The 20,343-nt window shown below is 41.4% G+C and carries 22 protein-coding genes; 20 read left to right on the forward strand and 2 right to left on the reverse strand.

Annotated features, from left to right (window positions below; translation table 11 throughout):
- Nucleotides 1–50 precede the first annotated feature (50 nt).
- The 20 genes from D2V08_RS08665 (at nt 51) to D2V08_RS17650 (ending at nt 15,583) form a co-directional block, all read left to right on the forward strand.
- Nucleotides 51–503, forward strand: a complete 453-nt coding sequence (locus D2V08_RS08665) for a nuclear transport factor 2 family protein (protein WP_119607632.1) — start codon at nt 51–53, stop codon at nt 501–503.
- A gap of 24 nt (nt 504–527) precedes the next feature.
- Nucleotides 528–977, forward strand: coding sequence for a nuclear transport factor 2 family protein (locus D2V08_RS08670; protein ID WP_245980541.1), 450 nt, complete (start codon nt 528–530; stop codon nt 975–977).
- 79 nt (nt 978–1,056) lie between these two features.
- Nucleotides 1,057–1,578 (forward strand): flavodoxin family protein, encoded by a 522-nt coding sequence (locus D2V08_RS08675; protein ID WP_245980542.1) that lies wholly within the window; start codon nt 1,057–1,059, stop codon nt 1,576–1,578.
- A 94-nt stretch (nt 1,579–1,672) separates the two neighbouring features.
- Nucleotides 1,673–2,137: a (2Fe-2S)-binding protein gene (locus tag D2V08_RS08680; protein WP_119607635.1), complete on the forward strand. Its 465-nt coding sequence runs from the start codon at nt 1,673–1,675 to the stop codon at nt 2,135–2,137.
- Nucleotides 2,138–2,156: 19 nt separating this feature from the next.
- Nucleotides 2,157–4,418, forward strand: coding sequence for a xanthine dehydrogenase family protein molybdopterin-binding subunit (locus D2V08_RS08685; protein WP_119607636.1), 2,262 nt, complete (start codon nt 2,157–2,159; stop codon nt 4,416–4,418).
- Between the two features lie 45 nt (nt 4,419–4,463).
- Nucleotides 4,464–6,707, forward strand: a complete 2,244-nt coding sequence (locus D2V08_RS08690; protein ID WP_119607637.1) for a xanthine dehydrogenase family protein molybdopterin-binding subunit — start codon at nt 4,464–4,466, stop codon at nt 6,705–6,707.
- 122 nt (nt 6,708–6,829) lie between these two features.
- Nucleotides 6,830–7,684, forward strand: coding sequence for a helix-turn-helix domain-containing protein (locus D2V08_RS08695; protein ID WP_119607638.1), 855 nt, complete (start codon nt 6,830–6,832; stop codon nt 7,682–7,684).
- A 92-nt stretch (nt 7,685–7,776) separates the two neighbouring features.
- The gene (locus D2V08_RS08700; RefSeq protein ID WP_119607639.1) at nt 7,777–8,172 is read left to right on the forward strand and encodes a DUF5367 family protein; all 396 of its coding nucleotides are present in this window, start codon (nt 7,777–7,779) and stop codon (nt 8,170–8,172) included.
- Nucleotides 8,173–8,188: 16 nt separating this feature from the next.
- Nucleotides 8,189–8,698, forward strand: coding sequence for an anthrone oxygenase family protein (locus D2V08_RS08705; protein WP_119607640.1), 510 nt, complete (start codon nt 8,189–8,191; stop codon nt 8,696–8,698).
- An 8-nt stretch (nt 8,699–8,706) separates the two neighbouring features.
- Nucleotides 8,707–9,549, forward strand: a complete 843-nt coding sequence (locus tag D2V08_RS08710) for an NAD(P)H-binding protein (RefSeq protein ID WP_119607641.1) — start codon at nt 8,707–8,709, stop codon at nt 9,547–9,549.
- A gap of 111 nt (nt 9,550–9,660) precedes the next feature.
- Entirely contained in the window at nt 9,661–10,143 is a 483-nt protein-coding gene (locus D2V08_RS08715) for a GNAT family N-acetyltransferase (protein ID WP_119607642.1), read from the forward strand.
- A gap of 18 nt (nt 10,144–10,161) precedes the next feature.
- Nucleotides 10,162–10,446: a hypothetical protein gene (locus D2V08_RS08720; RefSeq protein WP_119607643.1), complete on the forward strand. Its 285-nt coding sequence runs from the start codon at nt 10,162–10,164 to the stop codon at nt 10,444–10,446.
- A gap of 13 nt (nt 10,447–10,459) precedes the next feature.
- Nucleotides 10,460–10,870: a hypothetical protein gene (locus tag D2V08_RS08725; RefSeq protein WP_119607644.1), complete on the forward strand. Its 411-nt coding sequence runs from the start codon at nt 10,460–10,462 to the stop codon at nt 10,868–10,870.
- A gap of 13 nt (nt 10,871–10,883) precedes the next feature.
- Nucleotides 10,884–11,267 (forward strand): hypothetical protein, encoded by a 384-nt coding sequence (locus tag D2V08_RS08730; protein WP_119607645.1) that lies wholly within the window; start codon nt 10,884–10,886, stop codon nt 11,265–11,267.
- Entirely contained in the window at nt 11,264–12,202 is a 939-nt protein-coding gene (locus D2V08_RS08735; protein ID WP_119607646.1) for a TolB-like translocation protein, read from the forward strand. Before D2V08_RS08730 ends, D2V08_RS08735 begins: the two co-directional genes overlap by 4 nt.
- Before the next feature lie 45 nt (nt 12,203–12,247).
- Nucleotides 12,248–13,732 (forward strand): amidohydrolase family protein, encoded by a 1,485-nt coding sequence (locus D2V08_RS08740; protein ID WP_119607647.1) that lies wholly within the window; start codon nt 12,248–12,250, stop codon nt 13,730–13,732.
- Nucleotides 13,733–13,748: 16 nt separating this feature from the next.
- Nucleotides 13,749–14,219: a nuclear transport factor 2 family protein gene (locus D2V08_RS08745; protein WP_147374083.1), complete on the forward strand. Its 471-nt coding sequence runs from the start codon at nt 13,749–13,751 to the stop codon at nt 14,217–14,219.
- A 24-nt stretch (nt 14,220–14,243) separates the two neighbouring features.
- Nucleotides 14,244–14,696 (forward strand): GNAT family N-acetyltransferase, encoded by a 453-nt coding sequence (locus D2V08_RS08750; RefSeq protein WP_119607649.1) that lies wholly within the window; start codon nt 14,244–14,246, stop codon nt 14,694–14,696.
- Between the two features lie 168 nt (nt 14,697–14,864).
- On the forward strand, nt 14,865–15,329 hold the full coding sequence (locus tag D2V08_RS08755; protein ID WP_245980543.1) for a VOC family protein: 465 nt from the start codon (nt 14,865–14,867) through the stop codon (nt 15,327–15,329).
- Nucleotides 15,330–15,460: 131 nt separating this feature from the next.
- Nucleotides 15,461–15,583: a hypothetical protein gene (locus D2V08_RS17650; protein WP_262696703.1), complete on the forward strand. Its 123-nt coding sequence runs from the start codon at nt 15,461–15,463 to the stop codon at nt 15,581–15,583.
- On the opposite strand, the gene D2V08_RS08760 is transcribed toward D2V08_RS17650, so the two are convergent.
- Together D2V08_RS08760 and D2V08_RS17485 are read right to left on the reverse strand one after the other, a co-directional pair.
- The gene (locus tag D2V08_RS08760) at nt 15,580–16,695 is read right to left on the reverse strand and encodes an adenylate/guanylate cyclase domain-containing protein (protein ID WP_119607650.1); all 1,116 of its coding nucleotides are present in this window, start codon (nt 16,693–16,695) and stop codon (nt 15,580–15,582) included. The genes D2V08_RS17650 and D2V08_RS08760 overlap by 4 nt on opposite strands.
- 103 nt (nt 16,696–16,798) lie before the next feature.
- Nucleotides 16,799–20,227, reverse strand: a complete 3,429-nt coding sequence (locus tag D2V08_RS17485; RefSeq protein ID WP_220473389.1) for a PA14 domain-containing protein — start codon at nt 20,225–20,227, stop codon at nt 16,799–16,801.
- Nucleotides 20,228–20,343 lie beyond the last annotated feature (116 nt).

Below are 20,343 nucleotides of genomic sequence, written 5' to 3' on the forward strand. Positions count from 1 at the left end.
GAATTTCAGATAAACAATATTTATTACAAACTGATTTAAATTTTTTTAAAATGAGGACATTATTAATTGGATTTTTTTTAGTGATGACAAGTGTGTCATCCTTTGCGCAAGAGGCTTTAATTGAACAAGAGATAAAGGGGCTTTCCAAAGCAAAATGGCAGTGGATGGCAGACAAGGATGTGGACCAATTGGAATCTTTTTTTCACGACAAATCCAAATTTGTACACATGAGTGGTTCTTGGAAAAAGGACAGGGAGCTGGAAATTATTGAAACAGGAAGTATTTGGTACAAACAAGCAGATGTGCACGATGTGGCCGTTGAGGTTTTTGGCGATGATACCGCCGTGCTTTGGAACAGAATCACTTTAGTGGCACATGTACGTGGAAATGATGTGTCCAATGAATTTACGGTTACCGAATTTTACAAGAAAGAAGGAAGTGATTGGAAATTGTTGGACCTCACCTTTAGTAGTGTTCGCGATACCCATAAAATTGAACATTAGAACAACCTAATAATTACGAATACGATGCACATAAAAGCACATTTTTTTGGATTCATCCTCTCGATTCTGATGTTTCCCGCTTGTTTTGCACAAACAGAACTGGAAGAAGAGGTAAAAGCACTTTCTGCTCAAAAATGGCAATGGATGGCCGACAGGAATACGGATGAGCTCGATGAGCTTTTCCACGACAAGGCCAAATTTGTGCACATGGGCGGTACTTGGGGCAAGGAGCGCGAATTGGATATCATTAAAGGCGGGTTTATTCACTATAAAAAGGCCGATATCCATGAAGTAATGATTGAAGTTCTGAATGACAATACCGTTATCCTTTGGAACCGCATAACGTTGCTGGCAGTTGTAGGTCCAAATGAAGTAACGAACCCTTTTATGGTGACCGAAGTTTATGTTAAAAAAAATAATGACTGGAAGCTTGGTGATTTGACCTTTAGTAAATTAATGAGTCCAGAAAATTAAAATTTGAATACAGATGAGAATGTTATGGGTTTACTTTCTTATGCTTTCATCCTGTTGTTTTGCACAGACTGGTGAAAATATGTCTGAAAAAATCCTGATTCTATATCTATCCAGAACTAATAATACCAAAACCGTGGCCGAACTTATTCATAGAAGGATAGGAGGTGATTTAGTGGCTCTCGAACTCGAAAATCCCTATCCCAAAAATTATAGGGCAATCGTGGATCAAGTAGCAGAAGAAAACAGGACTGGTTATCTCCCTCCTTTAAAGACACAGGTTGATATTGATAAATACGATACTATTTTTATTGGTTTTCCTACTTGGGGAATGCAATTGCCACCCCCAATGAAGAGTTTTCTAAATCACCAGGATATCAAGGGAAAAACAATTGCTCCTTTCAATACCAATGGAGGTTATGGTTTGGGGAGTACTGTTAAAACAATAAGGAAACTTTGCCCGGAGAGCGAGGTCTTAAAGGTATTCTCGGTAAGAGGGGGTAGTGAACGGGATGGGGTCTACCTTGCGATTAAGGGAGATAGAAAGGTTAAGGTTGAGGAACTTTTGGAATCTTGGTTGGATGAAATACAGATAAGTAAATAGTAATACAAAATTTTAAAATGGTTTAGGGATAATATTTGAAATCAGTAAGTCCTTACAATCAAAAATTCATAACTTCAAACAAAACAGAATAAATATGGCAACATTCAACTTAAACATAAATGGGGCAACTCACGAGGTAGACGTTGATCCAACTACACCCCTGCTTTGGGTATTGCGAGACCATTTGAACATGGTCGGGACCAAATACGGATGTGGTATCGCACAATGCGGTGCCTGTACGGTACATCTTGGCGATGTGGCGACACGTTCCTGTATGCTGACGGTTTCTTCCGTGGGCAATCAAAAGATCACTACTATCGAAGGACTGTCTGAAAATGGAAACCATCCCGTTCAAAAAGCTTGGTTGGAAGTTGATGTGCCCCAATGCGGCTATTGCCAGGCAGGACAGATCATGACGGCATCCGCATTACTCAAGAACAATTCCAACCCAACCGATGAGGAGATCGAGATGGCCATGAACGGTAACATTTGCCGCTGCGGTACCTATACAAGGATCAAAAAAGCGATCAAAACTGCCGCTAACTCGGAAAACGTTTAATCATTAAGAAATTCAGAAGATGGCAAAGATAAAGACACAAACGGGCCGCCGCGCCTTCATCAAAAATACAAGTCTCGCCAGTGGCGGATTGGTGCTTGGATTTAGCATGTTGAATTCCTGCAAACCCAAGGATGCCGAAAAAATGGTCGCTCGGGAAATGCCAGAAGAGTGGTTCGAGATCAATGCCTACCTAAGAATTGGCGATAACGGACTGGTGACCATTATGTCGCCCAATCCCGAATTTGGACAAGGGGTAATTACCTCCATGCCCATGATCGTGGCCGATGAACTGGATGTGGATTGGCAAGATGTATTGGTGGAACAGGCCAATTTTGATCAAGAGGACTATGGATGGCAATTTACCGGTGGCAGCCAAGGCATCCGCCGCAGATGGGAAGGCCTTCGTATGGCCGGGGCCACTGCAAAGCAAATGTTGATAGCGGCAGCTGCCGAGACTTGGCAAGTGTCCGCATCAGAAATTACAGTTTCAGGAGGAGTGCTTAGCCATCAAGCTTCCGATAATTCAGCAGGTTACGGTGAGATGGCTTCTGTGGCTGCAAAATTAGAGGTGCCCGAAGAAGTCAACTTAAAAGAAGTGAAGGATTTTACCATTATCGGTACCTCCAAAAAAAGTGTGGAGAACCACAAAATTGTAACCGGAAAACCATTGTTCGGTCTGGATTATCAGTTTGATGGAGCTCTTGTGGCCATGGTAGCACATCCCCCCGCTTTTGGTCTGCAATTAAAATCTTTTGATGGTTCCCAGATAAAATCCATGCCGGGCATTGTGGATGTTTTCAAAATAAAGACACTCGAAGATGGCTTTACCCGGGGCTATTTTGATACCAATGCGTTTACGGACCTGGTTGCCATTGTGGGCAAAACCACTTGGGAGGTCATGAACGCCAAAAAACAATTGAATGTTGATTGGGAACCCATTGCAGATTCAAAGTTTAAAATGGACCGGTTCGGCACCGAAATGGAAGTGGATGTCCCGAGTGGTTTGGAAAGTACGGAGGACCATTATGCCCAAATGAATGAAATGGCTTCAAAGTCATCGACTACTGCTCGCAAGGATGGTAATCCGGAAGAAGTATTCAAAACAGCTGCAAAGATTATCGAAAGGTCTTATAGCTGTCCGTTCTTGGCGCATAACTGTATGGAGCCCATGAACTTTTTTGCCCATGTCACCGATGAAGGTGCGAAATTGGCCGGTCCTTTGCAGGCTCCGGTTTTGACCGCTCCAACCGTGGCGGCCAGATTGGGTATACCCGCGGAAAAAATTGACATTGAACTGACCCGGATGGGCGGTGGTTTTGGAAGAAGGGCCTATGGCCACTATGCCGTGGAAGCCGCATTGATTTCCAGAGAGGCCAAGGCTCCCGTGAAGTTAGTCTATACCCGGGAAGATGATATGACCTGTGGTATCTACCGCCCCTCATACCGTGCCGACTACAAGGCGGCCTTGGACGAGAACAACAACCTAGTTGCGTTCCATGTAAAGGCGGGTGGTATACCGGAAACACCTCTTTTTGCCAACCGTTTCCCTGCAGGTGCCGTCGATAATTATTTGGCACAGCACTGGGAAATCAATTCCAATATCACCATTGGCGCTTTCAGGGCGCCTCGATCGAACTTTATGGCGGGCGTGGAACAGGCATTTTTGGACGAGGTGGCCGAAGCTGCGGGAAAAGACCCTATCGAGTTTCGATTGGAGCTGTTGCAGCGGGCTAAGGACAATCCCGTAGGGGAAGAAAACGAATATGACCCGGAACGATTGGCGGGAGTGCTGAAACTGGTTCGTGAGAAATCAAATTGGTCCCAAGTACCTTCAGGAACACACAGAGGTGTATCCGCCTATTTCTGTCACAACAGTTACGCGGCACATGTGGTCGACGTAACCATGGATGGTAACACACCCAAAGTGGAAAATGTTGTCTGCGCACTTGATTGTGGTATCGTGATTAATCCGGATGCCGCGGCCAATATGGCTGAAGGTGCCATTGTGGATGGTGTCGGCAATGCTATGTACGGGAACCTATCCTTTACTGACGGTAAGCCCGATCAGACCAATTTTGACCGATATAAGATGATACGTCATTCCGAAGCACCAAAAAATATTGAAGTCCATTTTGTTCAAAATGAAATTGACCCTACTGGTCTAGGGGAACCACCATTTCCCCCGGTGTTTGGAGCTTTGGCCAATGCCATTTACAAGGCGACGGGAAGAAGGCATTACAATCAACCTTTTGCAACGGACAAACCCCCTTTGGTGGGCTAAGGAATTTTTCATGGTCATACATTTTAAATGAAAACAAACCTCTCTATGCATACTTCAAAAACTAAAATTGGCCGACGTGCTTTCATCAAGAATACAAGTCTAGCAGGAGGGGGGCTTGTGCTGGGATTCAGTTGGATTATATCTTGCAAGAATACCTCCAAACAAAGTGGTAAAGCCTTGCCCAAAGATTGGGTGGAAGTGAACGGATACATTAAAATAGCAGAAAACGGTCTTGTTACCATTATGTCCCCCAATCCTGAAGGAGGGCAGAATGTTAAAACTTCCATGCCAATGATTGTCGCTGATGAATTGGATGTGGATTGGAGAGATGTTATTGTGGAACAGGCTCCCCTAAATGCCGATGCTTTTAGATTCCAATGGTTGGGTGGTAGCCAATCTATTCGCAGAGGTTGGGAAGGTTTAAGGTTGGCAGGGGCAACAGCTAGGCATATGCTTATAGAAGCAGCAGCTAAGGAATGGCAAGTTCCATTTAATGAAATCACAACAAAAGGAGGGGTTGTTAGCCATAAACAGAGTAATAAATCCGCTATTTATGGTGAATTGGCAGCTGCAGCCGCTCAGATGCAAGTTCCAGAAGAGGTCCAAGTAAAAAGTATTGATGATTTCCAGATTATTGGGACATCCAAAAAAAATGTGGATGGGTTAAAAATTGTTACAGGGCAACCACTTTTTGGTATGGATACCCATCGTGAAGGAATGCTAATTGCTATGATCGTGCATCCACCGGCTTTCGGCCTAAAACTTAAATCGGTGGACGATACCAAAGCTAGACAAATGCCGGGTATCAAGGATATATTTACTATCAATGTTTTTAATGATGATTACGAAAAGGCCTTTTTCGATACGCGAACCTTTAATGAAGTGGCCGTAGTTGTTGGGAATTCTACATGGGAAGTCATGAACGCTAAAAAGGCTTTGAAAATTGAATGTGAACCTATCGAAAGTTCGACGGAGACCAGGGATAGATTTGGACGAAAATGGGAGGAGCATACTCCAGCAGGTTTGGAAAGTACCGACGAACACTTTGCTCTTATGGGAGCTCGAGCTGCAGAACCCGGAGAGGTGAGACGAAAAGATGGTGACCCCGAAAGAGCATTTAAAAATGCCGCGAATATTATTGAAGCCAGTTACACTGCCCCATTTTTGGCCCACAATTGCATGGAACCCATGAACTTTTTTGCTGATGTCACCGAGGACCGCGCAGAACTTGTTGGCCCTCTTCAAAAACCAGACCTTACGGAACAAACGCTTTCGGCTCGTCTTGGAATGCCCATTGATAAAATTGACATTCAAATGACCCGTTTGGGTGGAGGGTACGGGCGCCGGTCATACGCACATTGGTTAGTTGAGGCGGCACTTATATCGAAAAAAATAAAGGCTCCAATAAAACTTATCTATACTCGTGAAGATGATATGACTGATGGTATCTACCGGCCAAGTTACCAAGCTAAATTTAGGGCTGGATTGGATGCTGATAATAACCTTATTGCCTTTCATGTAAAGACAGGAGGGATTCCACAGAGCCCTCTTGCCCAAAATCGTTTTCCTGCTGGTGCGGTAGCGAATTACCTTGCAGAAGATTGGACAATAGACACCAACTTGACCGTAGGTTCCTTTAGGGCTCCAAGCTCTAATTTTATGGCCAGTGCGGAACAATCATTTTTGGATGAGGTAGCCGAAGCGGCTAGCAAGGACCCCATTGAATTTAGGTTAGAGCTTTTGGGGCGGGCGAAGGCAGACCCTGTAGGAGAAAACAATGATTACGATCCAGACCGTTATGCGGGAGTTTTAAAACTAGTAAGGGAAAAATCAAATTGGGATACAACCAATAAGAATTTGCATCGAGGTGTTTCAGCCTATTTCTGCCATAACTCCTATGCTGCACATGTTTTGGATATGGTAATACAGGATGGAAAACCAATGGTAGAAAAAGTGACCTGTGCGGTGGACTGTGGAATTGTGGTCAATCCGGATGCCGCAACCAATTTGGCCGAGGGAGGTATCGTGGATGGCATAGGTAATGCGCTTTATGGAGAATTGACCTTTAAGGAAGGCGTTCCGCAAAAATCCAATTTTGATACATATCGAATGATTCGAATGGCCGAAGCGCCGAAAGAAATCGAGGTTCATTTTGTTGATAGTGATATGGCCCCCACAGGTTTAGGGGAACCGACCTTCCCACCAATTTTTGCCGCAGTGGCCAATGCACTTTATAAGGCCAAGGGTGAACGTTTTTACCATCAACCTTATATAAAGTATTTAAGCTAGACTGGTAAAAGAGTTGTATTTATTTTTTCAAAATCGTCTGGTTCAGCAGGATGTTATAAACAATCGAATAAGTCTTTCAATTAATAAGCGGTTGTTTATCTTTAAAGGATTTTTCCATTGTTATGACTAGGGACTTTATAGATATCAACGATTTTACCATTTTGGTCGAGGAAGCCACCAGCAAAAATATTATTGTGGATGCTTGCCGTTTTGATGAACCCGTAGTTGCCGTTGCGTTTTATGGTTCAGGAAATGTGGATTTAAACGTGAAATATGGTAGCAAATCCAAGGAGTTCAATTATACAAAGGGTTTGGCCCTATCATTTTATGCTGACTCTAATGTTGAGTTTGAACATACCGTTTCGCCAGAAAAGCCATTACGTTGTGTGCTCATAGCAACAGCTTTGAGAAATTTGGAGAATCTGCCCAATGAAGAAGGGGAAATTTTCTCCTCGTTATTGAATGAATTGGTGAATCCATCCGATCATTATGTAGAAGGCCCTCAATTTTTTATGACCCCGGACATGGACCGAATTGTTGATTCGGTTTTCAACATGAAATACCATGGTAAAACCAAAATGATGTTTTTCCGAAGCCAAATGACTACTTTGTTATCTCATTTTTTTGGGCAATTGGCCACACTCCAAACAGAAAAAATCAATACTACAGAACGGGACAAGTTATATAAGGCCAAGGAAATCTTGATCAACAACTTGGACAACCCACCTTCGCTATCCGAGCTATCTCTTCAAATTGGCCTTAACAGTTATAACCTTAAGAAGAATTTTAAGGAGCTTTTTGGCGTACCAGTGTTCAAATATCTACAGAACGAACGTTTAAAAACCGCCCATGAACTGATCAGTAGTCAAGAAGCCACCGTTCAAGAGGCGGCCTGGCACGTGGGCTATGATAGTTTGAGCTCATTTTCCAACGCTTTCGAAAAAAAATTTGGTTATCGCCCCAGCCAAATCAAGTAAACTCCATTTGCAACAAATCATACTCCTTTTGGAATAAATAAAGGCTTGACTGTCAATGTAGTTTTGTCCTGTAATCAAAAAAAACAGGAAAAATGAAAACAGTAAGAGCATTGGCAATAGGATTCTTGGTTTGGATTCTTGGCGTGTCTGCCTTTACGGCTATCTATGAGCTTCCGCTAATGGAAAATCGATATTTACAAGCCAATGTTGGGTTGGCTTTGGTGGTTCCTCCACTGGTATGGTTGGGAGCCAAGCTCTATTATGAAAAAGTGAAGTCCACACATGGATTAAAACTTGGTTTGTTGATGTTGTTGGCCAGTGTCGCGTTGGATGCTTTGGTCACCGTACCCATGTTGATTATTCCTTTTGGGGGAAGTTATGCCAGTTTTTTCGGATCTCTGGATTTCTGGCTGATTGCTATTGAATTCATATTGGTGTCCCTAACATATTGGTACTTGAACGTACGTCCTAAACAACAATCAATCTAACAAACGATGAAAAACCATGACATATTCAATCAACACACTAACACTGATCAGTACAATTTTGCTAACCGGTTTAACCGCAGGTCTTTGCTTTACTTGGACAAACGCCGTAACGCCGGGAATAGGCCGCTTGGACAATCTTGGATATTTGCAGGCCTTCCAAGAAATGAACAGGGCTATCATAAACCCGTTGTTCCTTTTGGTCTTTTTTGGACCCTTTCTCACACATATAGCCAACGTGTATCTCCATAGAAACCAGTCCAATATGATATTTTGGATGCTTTTTGCAGCAGGAATGCTCTATGTTGCAGGGGTTGTGGTCATCACCATATTGGGCAATGTGCCTCTTAACGAAATTCTGGATAAAACAGATTTACAAGTTGCTACCCCAAAACAATTGAAAGAATTACGAAACCTTTTTGAGGTCAAGTGGAGCAGACTGCATTTGATACGCACAGTAACCTCTGCACTATCATTTTTACTACTGATTCTAAGTCTATTACAAAATCAAATCAATACAAATACATAGTTATAATCATGAAAAAAAACAATTTTTTAATCATCGGAGGAACTGGTAAAACAGGAAGAAAGGTCGTTGAAAGCCTTGAATTGCTTAACCAAAATGTTCGTATCGGTTCAAGATCATCACAACCAGCATTCGATTGGAACAATGAAGATACTTGGGAAGACGCTCTTGAAGGAGTGGATAAAATGTACATCACCTATCAGCCAGATTTGGCCGTGCCCGGGGCAAAACAGTCCATTGAGAACCTCATCGTTCTTGCACAGCAAAAGAACTTGAAAAAAGTGGTACTGCTTTCCGGTAAAGGAGAACGGGAGGCTGAACTGTGTGAACAAGTGGTCATAAGTTCAGGATTGAACTATACCATTGTGCGGGCAAGTTGGTTCAACCAAAACTTTAGCGAAAGTTTCTTTTTGGAACCCATTCAGCAGGGGTTTGTGGCCTTGCCACAAGCAGACGTGCAGGTGCCCTATGTGGATACAGGTGATATTGCCGATGTAGTGGTCGAAACATTGCTTCATGAGGAGCATGATGGACAAATATATCAGCTGACTGGTCCGACCACTTTATCATTTAAAGAAGCTGTAGCGGAAATTGCCAAAGCAACCCAAAGGGATATTGCTTTTACTCCAATTACGATAGAAGAATATGTTGCTGCTATGAAAGAACACGGCGTGCCAGCAGACTTCGTCTGGCTAGTCGAATATTTGTTTACCGAAGTATTGGGAAATCCTATGGTGTCCGAAATCAGCAATGATATTGAAAAGGTACTCAAACGCAAACCCAAGAGTTTTGTCGAGTATGTACGTGAGACGAAGAAAACGGGTATTTGGGAAAGTACAGCACAAAATGCTTAACGTTTGTTTGGATGTAGGCTTTCAGCTGTTTATTGACCACGGTTAATCTTAATGAATAGGTGTTAATGTAAATTAGCACCTTTTATTAAGACCAATAGAAAATAGCAATACATGAATACATTTAAAGTAGACATTGTTCAAAAATCAGAATATCCCATTTTGGTAGAAGTTTGGGAGGCATCGGTCCGTGCAACCCACGATTTCTTGAAGGAGGAGGACATCCGATATTTCCGACCATTGATTCTCAATACCTATTTGGATGCGGTTGAACTCCGATGCGCAAGAGATGGTCAAGGAATTGTTCTTGGTTTTTTGGGCGTTGCCGATCACAATCTAGAAATGCTCTTTATCCATCCCGACAATAGAGGAATGGGTATCGGAAGAAAATTGTTGGACTTTGCAATAGATGAATTAGAGGTTCAAAAGGTAGATGTGAACGAACAAAACAAGCAGGCCGTTGGATTCTATGAACACTATGGGTTTGAAGTTATTGGACGGTCAGCGTTGGATGCATCGGGAAAACCCTATCCAATCTTGCACATGAAATTGAAAAGTAACCAATCAAATATGAAACAAGCTACCGTTGCTCGGTAATTTTATAAAAACAGAAGTATGACAAAAGAAGAAAGAAAAGAAATGATAAAAACCAGTTGGGAACTGCACAACCAGGTAGAAACTGCGTATTTGAATCACTCAGCAACTAAAAATGATGATGAGTGGTTGGAAAAACAGCGTTTGCTCTTAGCGGACATGGCTTTACATCTTTTGCAAACTTCTATGAAACCCGAGGAGATTAAGTTGGATAGGTTACGGGACAACTTGCATGCGATTTTAACTATTTCCGATCAGTTTTTGCCTGATGCAGGTTTAAAAAAAGCTACAGAAAATCTTTACTAAAAATTTTAAAGTAATGAGAAAAGCAATTATCACATTCAGCATCATTCTCTATGCTGTTGTAGTTCCATTTTTAGAAATTAATACAACTCATGTGTTTAACCCGGATTGGACGCCCCATGTTCGCATTCACGAAGTTTGGCAATTGATTACCAACTCCGGAATCGGACTGCTGTGTCTATGGATGGTTTGGGTAAAGAAGGAAACAAAGATCAGTGCAATATTAAGTTTGCTTATCACAGGAGGATTTTTATTGGCCTATATACTTCAAAATTTTTATGGAGGATCCATGAAATATTTGGACGGCAGTGAAAAAACACTTTTTGGGATTAATATCGGTGTTTTAGGATTCGGTGCAGCCTTTTTACTATTATTGACAATAATATACAGCGACATTAAATCTTGGACTACTAACTCATCATTGTAACGAAATCAAAATAATGAACACAAAAATTTTAATGACCACAAGCGCCATTTTCTTGGCTATTATTGGAGCGTTACTTTCTTTTTTGCCCAATGAAATAGCAGATTATTTTAATGTTGAATCAAACCTTGTTACCATACTCTTTTTGCAAATAATGAGCGCATTATACTTAGGATTTGGCATTTTAAATTGGATGGCAAAAGGAACACTTATTGGAGGTATTTATAATAGACCTATTGCCATTGGAAATCTTATGCATTTTGGAGTTGGGGCGATTGCCTTAGTTAAAGTTGTTTCTAATATCGAAACACACTCTGAAATAATAATTTCTCTCACAGCGGTCTATCTTATTTTTGCGCTACTTTTTGCCTATGTCTTTAAAACTAATCCAACTAAATGAAACAAATAAAACTTTTTTCCTTTTTGATCATCCTGCTTGTCATTATTACTTCATGTCAGGACAGTAAAAAATCAAACATTACATTACTCAGCAATCAAATCCCAATAGATACACCCTTGGTTTTTGGTCCAGGTGTTGTTTCTATAAAAGATGCGAAGGATTTTGCAATTACCTTCTCCCCAGAAATGGACGAAATCTATTTTACGCGTAGAAAACCAGAAGAGGACAATGAAATTTATGCCATGAAACTAATTGATGGTAAGTGGTCTAACCCAGAACCGGCATTTTTTGCTGCAACCGAAGGATGGGATTTTGAGCCCCATATCAACCCTAAAGGCGATAAACTATATTTTGGAAGTTTAAGGCCCCTTAACGATACAATTGGACCAACAGGGTTACACCAATGGTACAGTAAAAAAAGCTTCAGCGGTTGGAGTGAGCCAAAACCATTGGAAAAACCATTTGTGGATAGGTCTGTAATAATGTACTTAACATCTTCAGAGAACGGTAATTTATATTTTACCACTGGAGAAAAAGGTGACAAACCAGAAGATTGGGTTATTTATAATTCAATTAAGAAAGATGGTCAATATAAAAGTATCAAAAGGATGGAAGGGGAAATAAACGCTACCGGCAAATTAATAGCTCATTCATATATTGCGCCCGACGAAAGTTATATGATTTATGATTTTGAGCATAACACCGGGTATGGGGAAAGTGATTTGTACATCAGTTTTAATAAAAATGGTACATGGACAGCACCTTATAATCTGGGGCCTAAAATAAATACCGATCAAACTGAAATGACGGCAAGTGTCTCGCCCGATGGCAAGTATTTATTCTTCCATAGGGGAGTAGATGATGATGGTGATATTTATTGGGTAGATTTCAGGGCTGTAAAAGAAAATATTGAGAAGAACATTAACAGCAACTAAGACAGCTTGTAAAAATTTGCGTACTAGTTTCAATTAAAAAAAACCATGAACAAAATAATAGGGATACTGCTCTTTATCTTCACTTTAATCTCATGCAAAACCAGTGAGGTTGAAATTTTTGTGGAAAATGGGTTGCTTATTGAAAATGCCCAAATCATATCCCCCGAAAACCAAACCATATCTCCCGATAGCTTTGTTGTAGTGAATGGAGACAGCATAGCATATGTTGGAGTAGAGAAACCTATTGTAAAGGGTTCGTTCGAAACCATTGATGCGAAAGGAAAGTACATTATCCCTGGACTTATAGATAGTCACGTTCATGTAACTGCTACCGATGCCCTTTCGGATGAAGAGGAAATGGAAAACCCCGAGATTGTAGCATCTTATAGAGAGCAACTCCCCAAGAGCTATTTGTATTTTGGCTATACTACTTTGATTGATTTGGGAACCGCCAAACCGGAAAGATTGGATGATTTTCAAAAGGCCGAAATCAGACCCGACTTGTATTTTGTGGGTGGAGGAGCTGTTATCGGGAACGGATATGGACTATCCAACTGGAATGATGATATCCCCAATTTTATTTATCAGGAAAATGAAGCCTATCCCATTCCTGAAAAATACGTCAAAGAAAACCATAGCCCCAAAGCAGTAGCCAATAGAATTGCAGCATCTGGTGCTATTGCCTTAAAAACTTACTACGAACCCGGTTTTGACCCAACGCAGCCTCCTTTTCCGACCCCTTCCGAAGCGTTAATGGAAGAGTTGAAAACGGAGGCGCACAAAAACAACTTGGTTTTGGTAGTTCATGGTAACTCACTAGAGGCACATAGGTTTTTAGGAAATGCAAAAGTGGACATTGTGGCCCATGGTCTTTGGAATTGGGGTGACTTCAGATTGGATAGCGATAGTGGTATTCCTGAAGAAATCAAAAAAGTACTGGATATTGAGATCAAAAACAATGTTGGTTACATGCCAACCTTGCAAGTAATCAACGGATTGAGGGAACTTACGGATTCCAATTACCTGAATGATTCCGAGTTGGAGCACGTGTTGCCGAACGGGTTGATCGAGTATTACAAGGCAAACTCAAATACAATGTATGTCAATGTATTTGGTGATGCCCCCAAGAATATAATTTCAACCAATTTCAATCGACTTTCCGGTCGAGGGAAAATCAATTTGAAATATTTGTTTGACCATGGTGGCAATATCTTATTCGGTACGGATACACCGTCCTCCCCAACATATGGGAACCCTCCTGGGTATAATGGATATTTGGAAATGTTGGAAATGGAAAGTGCTGGGATTCCGTTGAGCAAAATATTGGCAATGGCGACCATAGAAAATGCAAAAGCCTTTAAGCTTGAGCAACTATATGGTACGGTTGAGGAGGGTAAAAAAGCGAATCTTCTGATTTTGAACAAAAATCCTTTGCAGGATATCACGGCATATAATGATATTGACCGAGTTGTCGTGAATGGTCAATCAATCAACAGAACAAACTTATCTGCCAAAAATGCTGATGAGTAATTCTTAATAGGAAGCCATGAAAAAGACAAAATTCATCCTTACAATCCTGTGTACTGCTTTTATGCTAATTGCATCGACACAAAGGGATACAACAAAAACAAATTTGATTGACAGGACAACGTTGTTTATCAACGCTTACAGTGCCAAACAACAACCCAATAGTACTGTTGATGATGTTGATCACTTTCTTTCCTTTTTTGCAGATGATTTTAAGGATGAGCACATTAAATACGGTGTGGTTGTCGAAGATAAAGCGGAGTTCAAAAAGGGGTTAGTGGACAAACTACAGAACAAAGTGTATTTTCATCGGGTAACCATAGAGGATATTATGATGGGAAACAATGTTGCCTTTGTCAAAATAAAAATCTGGGCCAAGGTAAAACCGTACCACATGGATACCATTGTGGAACACACTACAGGTCAAATCATGTCCATTGAATATGATGAAAGTGGATTGATAAAGCACTTAAGACGACATCACAACTGAAAAATCGAATAAGCAGGAAAGATCATGAATTTCAGAAAAGCAACAACTAAGGACGTACTTGCAATTGTTGAAATGATTGCGGACGATGCTTTGGGGAGTAAACGGGAAAATTACACCATACCATTGCCCAAAACTTATTATGATGCCTTTGAGCGAATCGATTCGGACCCAAACCAAGAACTGACCGTGGTTGAAAGCGAAACTGGACAGATCATCGGGGTTTTTCAAATGACATTCATTCCCTATCTGACTTACCAAGGTGGTATTCGTGCACAAATTGAAGGCGTACGCGTGCACAAGGACCATCGGGGTCTGGGAATAGGTAAAATTATATTTGATTGGGCCATCCGAAGAGCGAAGGGACGAAACGCCCATTTATTGCAATTGACAACCGACAAAAAGCGCCCAGATGCCATTCGTTTTTATGAGTCCCTTGGGTTTAAGGCCACCCACGAAGGCATGAAAATGCATTTTTAAATTATAGCTGTCTTTGCTAAAATTCCAATTGTCCCATTTTCTTAAGGTAGGTTAAGATTAGTCCATTTTATCCCCTCTATATTTGTCAAATACAGAGGTTTTAAATCAACTAGGATTTAAACTTCTTTGATTAAAATTCTATCATCAATCATTAAATAAACCATTAAAATGAGACTGACTACAGCCATAGCATCCATTGTACTTTTTCTAAACTATTCCTGTAATACTGGAAACAACAATGCCCAAGATGAGCGTATGACTTTACGGTTGGAGCTATTTACCTCGGACATGAAAAAATCGGTGGATTTTTATACCGGGATATTGGACTTTACAATGGAAGGTAAGCAGATAAATTATTCCTATCAGCCAGTAAAAAGAGGGAATGTCATCTTTGGAATTGGCCCTCTAAGTAAACTTTCCGATGGCCATCATTTTAATCCCAACCTAAAAAATATTCAAAAAGGATATGGCGTGGAAATCGTATTGGAAGTGGATAACGTAGCCGAGGTTTACGAGAAGGTCAAAGCAAGTGGATACCCTGTGGAGGTACCTTTAACAACCCAAAGTTGGGGATTAACGGATTTCCGTGTTGTAGACCCCGATGGTTATTACCTGAGAATTACTTCAAAATAAAAATAAACATTGCGAGTATAGTTGTTGATACGCTTGTATTGATAAAGATATATTTTTTGACATTTTTAAAAGCCTTTATTAAGCACTTAGGCGGGCAATGCCCAACTATTGTAGAAACTCAGAATTAAAATGTGGAAAAATCCACCAATGGAGCAGTTACAAAAAATAGTGGTAAACTTTTGGCCTTTGAAACTGAAAAGTTGGAATTGAAGACCAAGTACTTGGAAGAATTTAAGTTTTTGACTCAAGATTAATCCATTAAACCATCTGGGGTCGGTTTTGGGGCAAAGAGCTCTGAAGATTCTTTTCTGCCCTCTAACTCGATGCTGCCCAAAGGTTCAAAACTTAACTCATCGGATATTAATTCCTCCGCTAGCTGTGTGGAAACAATTAAATCGCGGTCAAAGGATTTACAAAGCTTTTGGATACGGGCTGTAACATTCAAAACATCACCGGTAAAGAAGATTTCTTTTTTTAAGGCACCAATTTCCCCTGTGGTTACCTTACCCATGTGCAACCCTGCCCTAAATGACGGTGCCATACCATAGGTTTTCTCGAAATAAGTGGACTTTTTATGTAGACTTTTTTTCATGGCATAAAAGCAGCGCAAGCAGTTCTGGTTTTTCAATCCCTTTTGCTGTTCCCATGTGATTACTATTTCATCGCCAATATATTGATATACTTCACCCTTATATTGGATTATGGCATCCGAAAGTTGGTTGTAATAATCACGTAAGAATTTAAAATAGTTCTGGTGTCCCAGTTTTTCAGCCAGTGAGGTAGAGGACTTCATGTCCACGAACATAAATATTCGCGACTCTTCCTTTGGGGAATGGTATTTTCCTGAGAAAAAGTTGAGCAGCACATTATGTCCCAAATGTTCGCTTATTCCGGAGTAAAGAAGCGATAAGAATATACTGAAGGCAAGCGAAACCATGGTGCTCAAAAAAGTGGTACTGGTAATGTAGTTGGAAAATTTGTGCCATACCTCGGTATCCAAAAGTGAAGTCTTAAGTTCAATACTTGCTGCAATGGGAAATGTTACCAAGTTGATGACTAACATAAACAAGAGGTAAAACCCCATTTTGTATAAAATCTTCTGCCAAAATGCTTTGCGTTTGAATCGTTTGCCCAACCAGAGTACTTCCACGGCACCCATTGCAATACCTACGAGAAAAACAGCTAGGGAGGCGAACAGAAAAATGTTCCAAGTAATAGTGATATCCGTTTCAGGTCGCTGATTCTGGTATTCAGTAGCCATGGACTCAATGAGCAGGATAAACCAGCTCAATACCAGCCAAATAATCCCAAAGGGCAGGATGCGTTTTATATAATATCCAGTTTTCGGATTTCGAAGAAGGGCCATACCATAAAGGTATGATGAATTTTAAATTTTGCTATGTGAACCCTAAAAACTTATACGGAGCCGGCAAGTAAAATAATATGGCTTTGGCAGGTCTTTTAAAAAGTTAATTTTTATTCACTCTAAAAGTTACTCCTCTATTGGTGATGACTCTTCCCGTTTTCATGGTTAAGGTTGCTTCATTAGAAGTGAGCGGTGTACAGGTTCCACTGCTGTTGGAAACGAGTACTCTGTAAATGTATCCGTTGTAATTGGAGTCTGGAGTATTCAAGGTGAGATTGGCAGTTTGTGTTCCGGAATATTCCGAACCATCGGAAATGGCAACAAAGTTACTGCCTCCATCCATGCTTACTTCCCATTGATAGGTATCTACATTTGTTGCTACTACCGAAAAGCTTCCATTATTGCCGACCACTACAGTTTGGTCGCTAGGTTGTGTAGATATGGTAAATGGATTTACGGTAATGGTCTGTTCCACATCCAAGCTGTTTCCTGATGCATCGGTAACTCTATATGTTCTGGTTATAATTTCAGGATTTGTCCCCCCATCACTTACATCTCCAATAAAAGTTACCGTTGGACTTGGGTCGCAATTATCTGCTTCATCTCCAATAACCGTGATGTCGGCTGTTGGAACATCGGCTGAACAATAAACCGTTAAAGGTGCAGGAGCACTAGCTGTAGGAGCAACATTGTCCACTGTAATAATAGTCGTGGCCGCTATGTTTGGCCCCGCAGGATCACCAGACATTCCTCCATATTCTACCAAATATCCTTTGGGTTGGTAGTCTCCACTACCTGCCCCAGTGTTCGAAAGGTCGTTCCAAGATCCAAGCAATCCAACCCCTGGTGCTGTTATATGAGCATAATCTTCATTTCCAGATTGGTTTGGCTCACCGGTATTCCAAAATTCATATCCAAATGCAGTTCCTCCTGCAGTTCCTCTCCAGAACAAAGTTCCCGCTTCGGGACCTGTTACCCAGTACCAATCTCCTTCGGTAGCTGCATCGCTCGCGCCAATCCAACCTGCACCTGGTGCTTGTGATCCTAAAAGGTCTGATTCATCCTGATTTGAAATAGTAGCTAAATATCCTTGAAGTCCATAAAAAGTCCGTAGGGCGGCTGCATCTCGTGCTGCTGTCCAAGTAATCCCCAAAGAGGGTACATATTCGTAATAATGTCCTGTTGATTCCAGGTAATTTGCCTCGTTCAATACAACGGAAAATGTACGGGTATCCCCAGAGGTTACCGTTGCCGTAGTTTGGAATTCGACCGCGGCAATTGCAGTTTCAAACTCGGCCAATGTAGCTGGACCGTTCAATAAAAGCCTTCCTTCTGATGTATCCCAACTTGCCGTAATGTTAGGATGTGTGCCCGTTAAGCTTAAAAGATCGCCAGAAACATCGTAATTGGATGTAATTTGTATGTATACCGCATCCAAACTACTGCTGTCGGGGTCGGTTATACTTACAGTCTCTACTACGGGAATAGTGTCACCAGGACAAAATATTTGATCTCCTGTTGCAGAAATGGATGGTGGGTCGTTGGCATCTACGGTGTCATCTCTAAAATCCAAATCGCCCCCAGAACCTAGATCGCCATCCGAATCGGGTAGCATTAATGTGCCTCCTGTTGTATTTGTTGGGTCATCAATATCACCTCCGGGGTCACCATAACCGGTTGTTGTATCTATGGTATTGTCCAGTCCATCATTGTCGTTATCCGAACCAGATAGGGTCAAAGTAGCCTCATTGGTATCGCTGGTTCCGTCATCATCGCTATCGGTATCCATAAAATCTGGAGTTCCGTCTCCATCTGTGTCAACAGCGGATAAGCCGCCAGTTTCGTAAGCATTGTCCAGGCCATCATTATCGGAATCGCTTCCTGATGGAGCAGTGTAACCGTTAGATGTCTGAGCTTCCACATTATCGGGAATGCCATCGCCATCACTGTCAAGATCTTGGTAGTTTGGAATGCCGTCGCCGTCAGTATCCACGGTCGTGCAATCCACAGAGGCACCATAACTGGCACCATAAACTCTTGCGCCCAATTGCCAAGCTATTACTTTAATATACTGTAAACTACTTCCGTTCACAGTAAATGTTACTTCACGAATGGAGCCAGGGGTAGTGCCATTTGCACCAGCCAGCCAGCCATTGTTTCCTCCTGCCGCTGTAGAGCGTTGTATCTGCATATCTGTGCTGGAAACAGCAGGGTCCGCACCTAAAAAAACACTTACCGAAGTACCCACTGTTATGGGTTGGGCAAACTGTAGCAATATTTCCGATTGTCCTTGGTAGGTGTAAACTGCGTTGGCGGCATAAGAAGTGCCTGGACTGCCCTCTGCATTTGAAGGATTGGTAAAAAAGGCAATGTTAGTTGCTGTTTGGACAAAATTTCCACTGGCCCCTCCACATTCGTCGGTATCTAGAATACCATCGTTGTCATCGTCAATATCGGTTGCATCATCAATACCATCACCATCAAGATCAGCGCTGGCCATACTGCAGTTTGAATACAATTTTGAAAAAGGTACGTTCTGTTTGGAAATGGAAGGTCCTTGGTATTGAACGGTCAATGTTTCCCCGCCACTATTTTCAAAAAATAGTACGGTGATATCGTGTAATCCTGCAGTTAATGTAATATTTCCTGACCTTTCCCTATTGCCGTGGGCACCATCATTATTGACAACTTCAGTGCCATCAATAAATAATTTGGAACCATCGTCAGATGAGGTGTAAAAAGTGTAAGAACCTTGAGTGTCTATTTGGATGTATCCACTATATCGTATACTAAAATTATTGGTATCACCAGGGTCTTCTTGGTTTTGTAATGCGTCGACATCAAAACTTGTAAATGTTCCAGACCCTAGAAAGCCTGAAGTAGGTATATTATCCACGGTACTGCCTGATGGAGAACTGTCGTAGAATTCAAAGTCGACCTCTCCGTTACAAAGGTTAAGGGTTCCTTGTACATCTATATTGTCGATGTAGTAGTATTCGTTGCCAGCAGTATTGTAAAATCGTATTCTGATTTCAAGTGTTGAACCTGCAGTGGGGAGGTTGACCGTATAAGATGAATTTAGCGGATCAGAAGGATTGGAATCTCCAGATGCATTTTCAAATTCGGTCCACGAACCGCTATCAATGCGATATTCACCAATAAAATAATCGGTACCTGCCTCAAATTGTTGCGTTTGTGCCTGAGTGGCCACATCCAAACTGAAGTTAACAGACTCATATCCGTAAATATTTATAGGGTTAGTTCGCCAGATTCCTTCCGTACCAAGATTATTGGCTTCAATGCGGTTCCCTTGAACCCAAACATCACCTGTTAAAGTAGTGGTCCAGCCAGAAGATGAAGGTCCGGTGGCAGTTCCATTTTCGGTCCCATTTCCATAGCTGTTGAAATTTTCGCTCCAAATGGTGGTTTGCGAAAATGCAACCATTGTACCCAATAAGAAGAAGGCAATAAGCACCATGCCTGGCTGGGTAAATGGTTTTGTTGACCATGTAGAATTTGAGGTTATGCCCATGTATTCTGTTGATTGAACAACAAAAGTAAAAGGTAGGTCTTCGGTACAAAATATTTGTTGTGAAAGGGGGTAAAACGATTGTTAACCCTATGAATTCGTTGGAATCTCCATGTTAT

This window comes from Flagellimonas lutimaris (assembly GCF_003581615.1).
GTDB lineage: Bacteria > Bacteroidota > Bacteroidia > Flavobacteriales > Flavobacteriaceae > Flagellimonas > Flagellimonas lutimaris.

Bases quoted from the DNA above. Each gene is read 5' to 3' on its own strand.
- D2V08_RS08750 (WP_119607649.1), top strand. From the start codon at position 14,244: ATGAATTTCAGAAAAGCAACAACTAAGGACGTACTTGCAATTGTTGAA.
- D2V08_RS08715 (WP_119607642.1), top strand. From the start codon at position 9,661: ATGAATACATTTAAAGTAGACATTGTTCAAAAATCAGAATATCCCATT.
- D2V08_RS08705 (WP_119607640.1), top strand. From the start codon at position 8,189: ATGACATATTCAATCAACACACTAACACTGATCAGTACAATTTTGCTA.
- D2V08_RS17485 (WP_220473389.1), bottom strand. From the start codon at position 20,227: ATGGGCATAACCTCAAATTCTACATGGTCAACAAAACCATTTACCCAG.
- D2V08_RS08670 (WP_245980541.1), top strand. From the start codon at position 528: ATGCACATAAAAGCACATTTTTTTGGATTCATCCTCTCGATTCTGATG.
- D2V08_RS08685 (WP_119607636.1), top strand. From the start codon at position 2,157: ATGGCAAAGATAAAGACACAAACGGGCCGCCGCGCCTTCATCAAAAAT.
- D2V08_RS08745 (WP_147374083.1), top strand. From the start codon at position 13,749: ATGAAAAAGACAAAATTCATCCTTACAATCCTGTGTACTGCTTTTATG.
- D2V08_RS08740 (WP_119607647.1), top strand. From the start codon at position 12,248: ATGAACAAAATAATAGGGATACTGCTCTTTATCTTCACTTTAATCTCA.
- D2V08_RS08690 (WP_119607637.1), top strand. From the start codon at position 4,464: ATGCATACTTCAAAAACTAAAATTGGCCGACGTGCTTTCATCAAGAAT.
- D2V08_RS08755 (WP_245980543.1), top strand. From the start codon at position 14,865: ATGAGACTGACTACAGCCATAGCATCCATTGTACTTTTTCTAAACTAT.
- D2V08_RS08680 (WP_119607635.1), top strand. From the start codon at position 1,673: ATGGCAACATTCAACTTAAACATAAATGGGGCAACTCACGAGGTAGAC.
- D2V08_RS08730 (WP_119607645.1), top strand. From the start codon at position 10,884: ATGAACACAAAAATTTTAATGACCACAAGCGCCATTTTCTTGGCTATT.
- D2V08_RS08760 (WP_119607650.1), bottom strand. From the start codon at position 16,695: ATGGCCCTTCTTCGAAATCCGAAAACTGGATATTATATAAAACGCATC.
- D2V08_RS08675 (WP_245980542.1), top strand. From the start codon at position 1,057: ATGTCTGAAAAAATCCTGATTCTATATCTATCCAGAACTAATAATACC.
- D2V08_RS08725 (WP_119607644.1), top strand. From the start codon at position 10,460: ATGAGAAAAGCAATTATCACATTCAGCATCATTCTCTATGCTGTTGTA.
- D2V08_RS08720 (WP_119607643.1), top strand. From the start codon at position 10,162: ATGACAAAAGAAGAAAGAAAAGAAATGATAAAAACCAGTTGGGAACTG.
- D2V08_RS08735 (WP_119607646.1), top strand. From the start codon at position 11,264: ATGAAACAAATAAAACTTTTTTCCTTTTTGATCATCCTGCTTGTCATT.
- D2V08_RS08695 (WP_119607638.1), top strand. From the start codon at position 6,830: ATGACTAGGGACTTTATAGATATCAACGATTTTACCATTTTGGTCGAG.
- D2V08_RS08710 (WP_119607641.1), top strand. From the start codon at position 8,707: ATGAAAAAAAACAATTTTTTAATCATCGGAGGAACTGGTAAAACAGGA.
- D2V08_RS08700 (WP_119607639.1), top strand. From the start codon at position 7,777: ATGAAAACAGTAAGAGCATTGGCAATAGGATTCTTGGTTTGGATTCTT.
- D2V08_RS08665 (WP_119607632.1), top strand. From the start codon at position 51: ATGAGGACATTATTAATTGGATTTTTTTTAGTGATGACAAGTGTGTCA.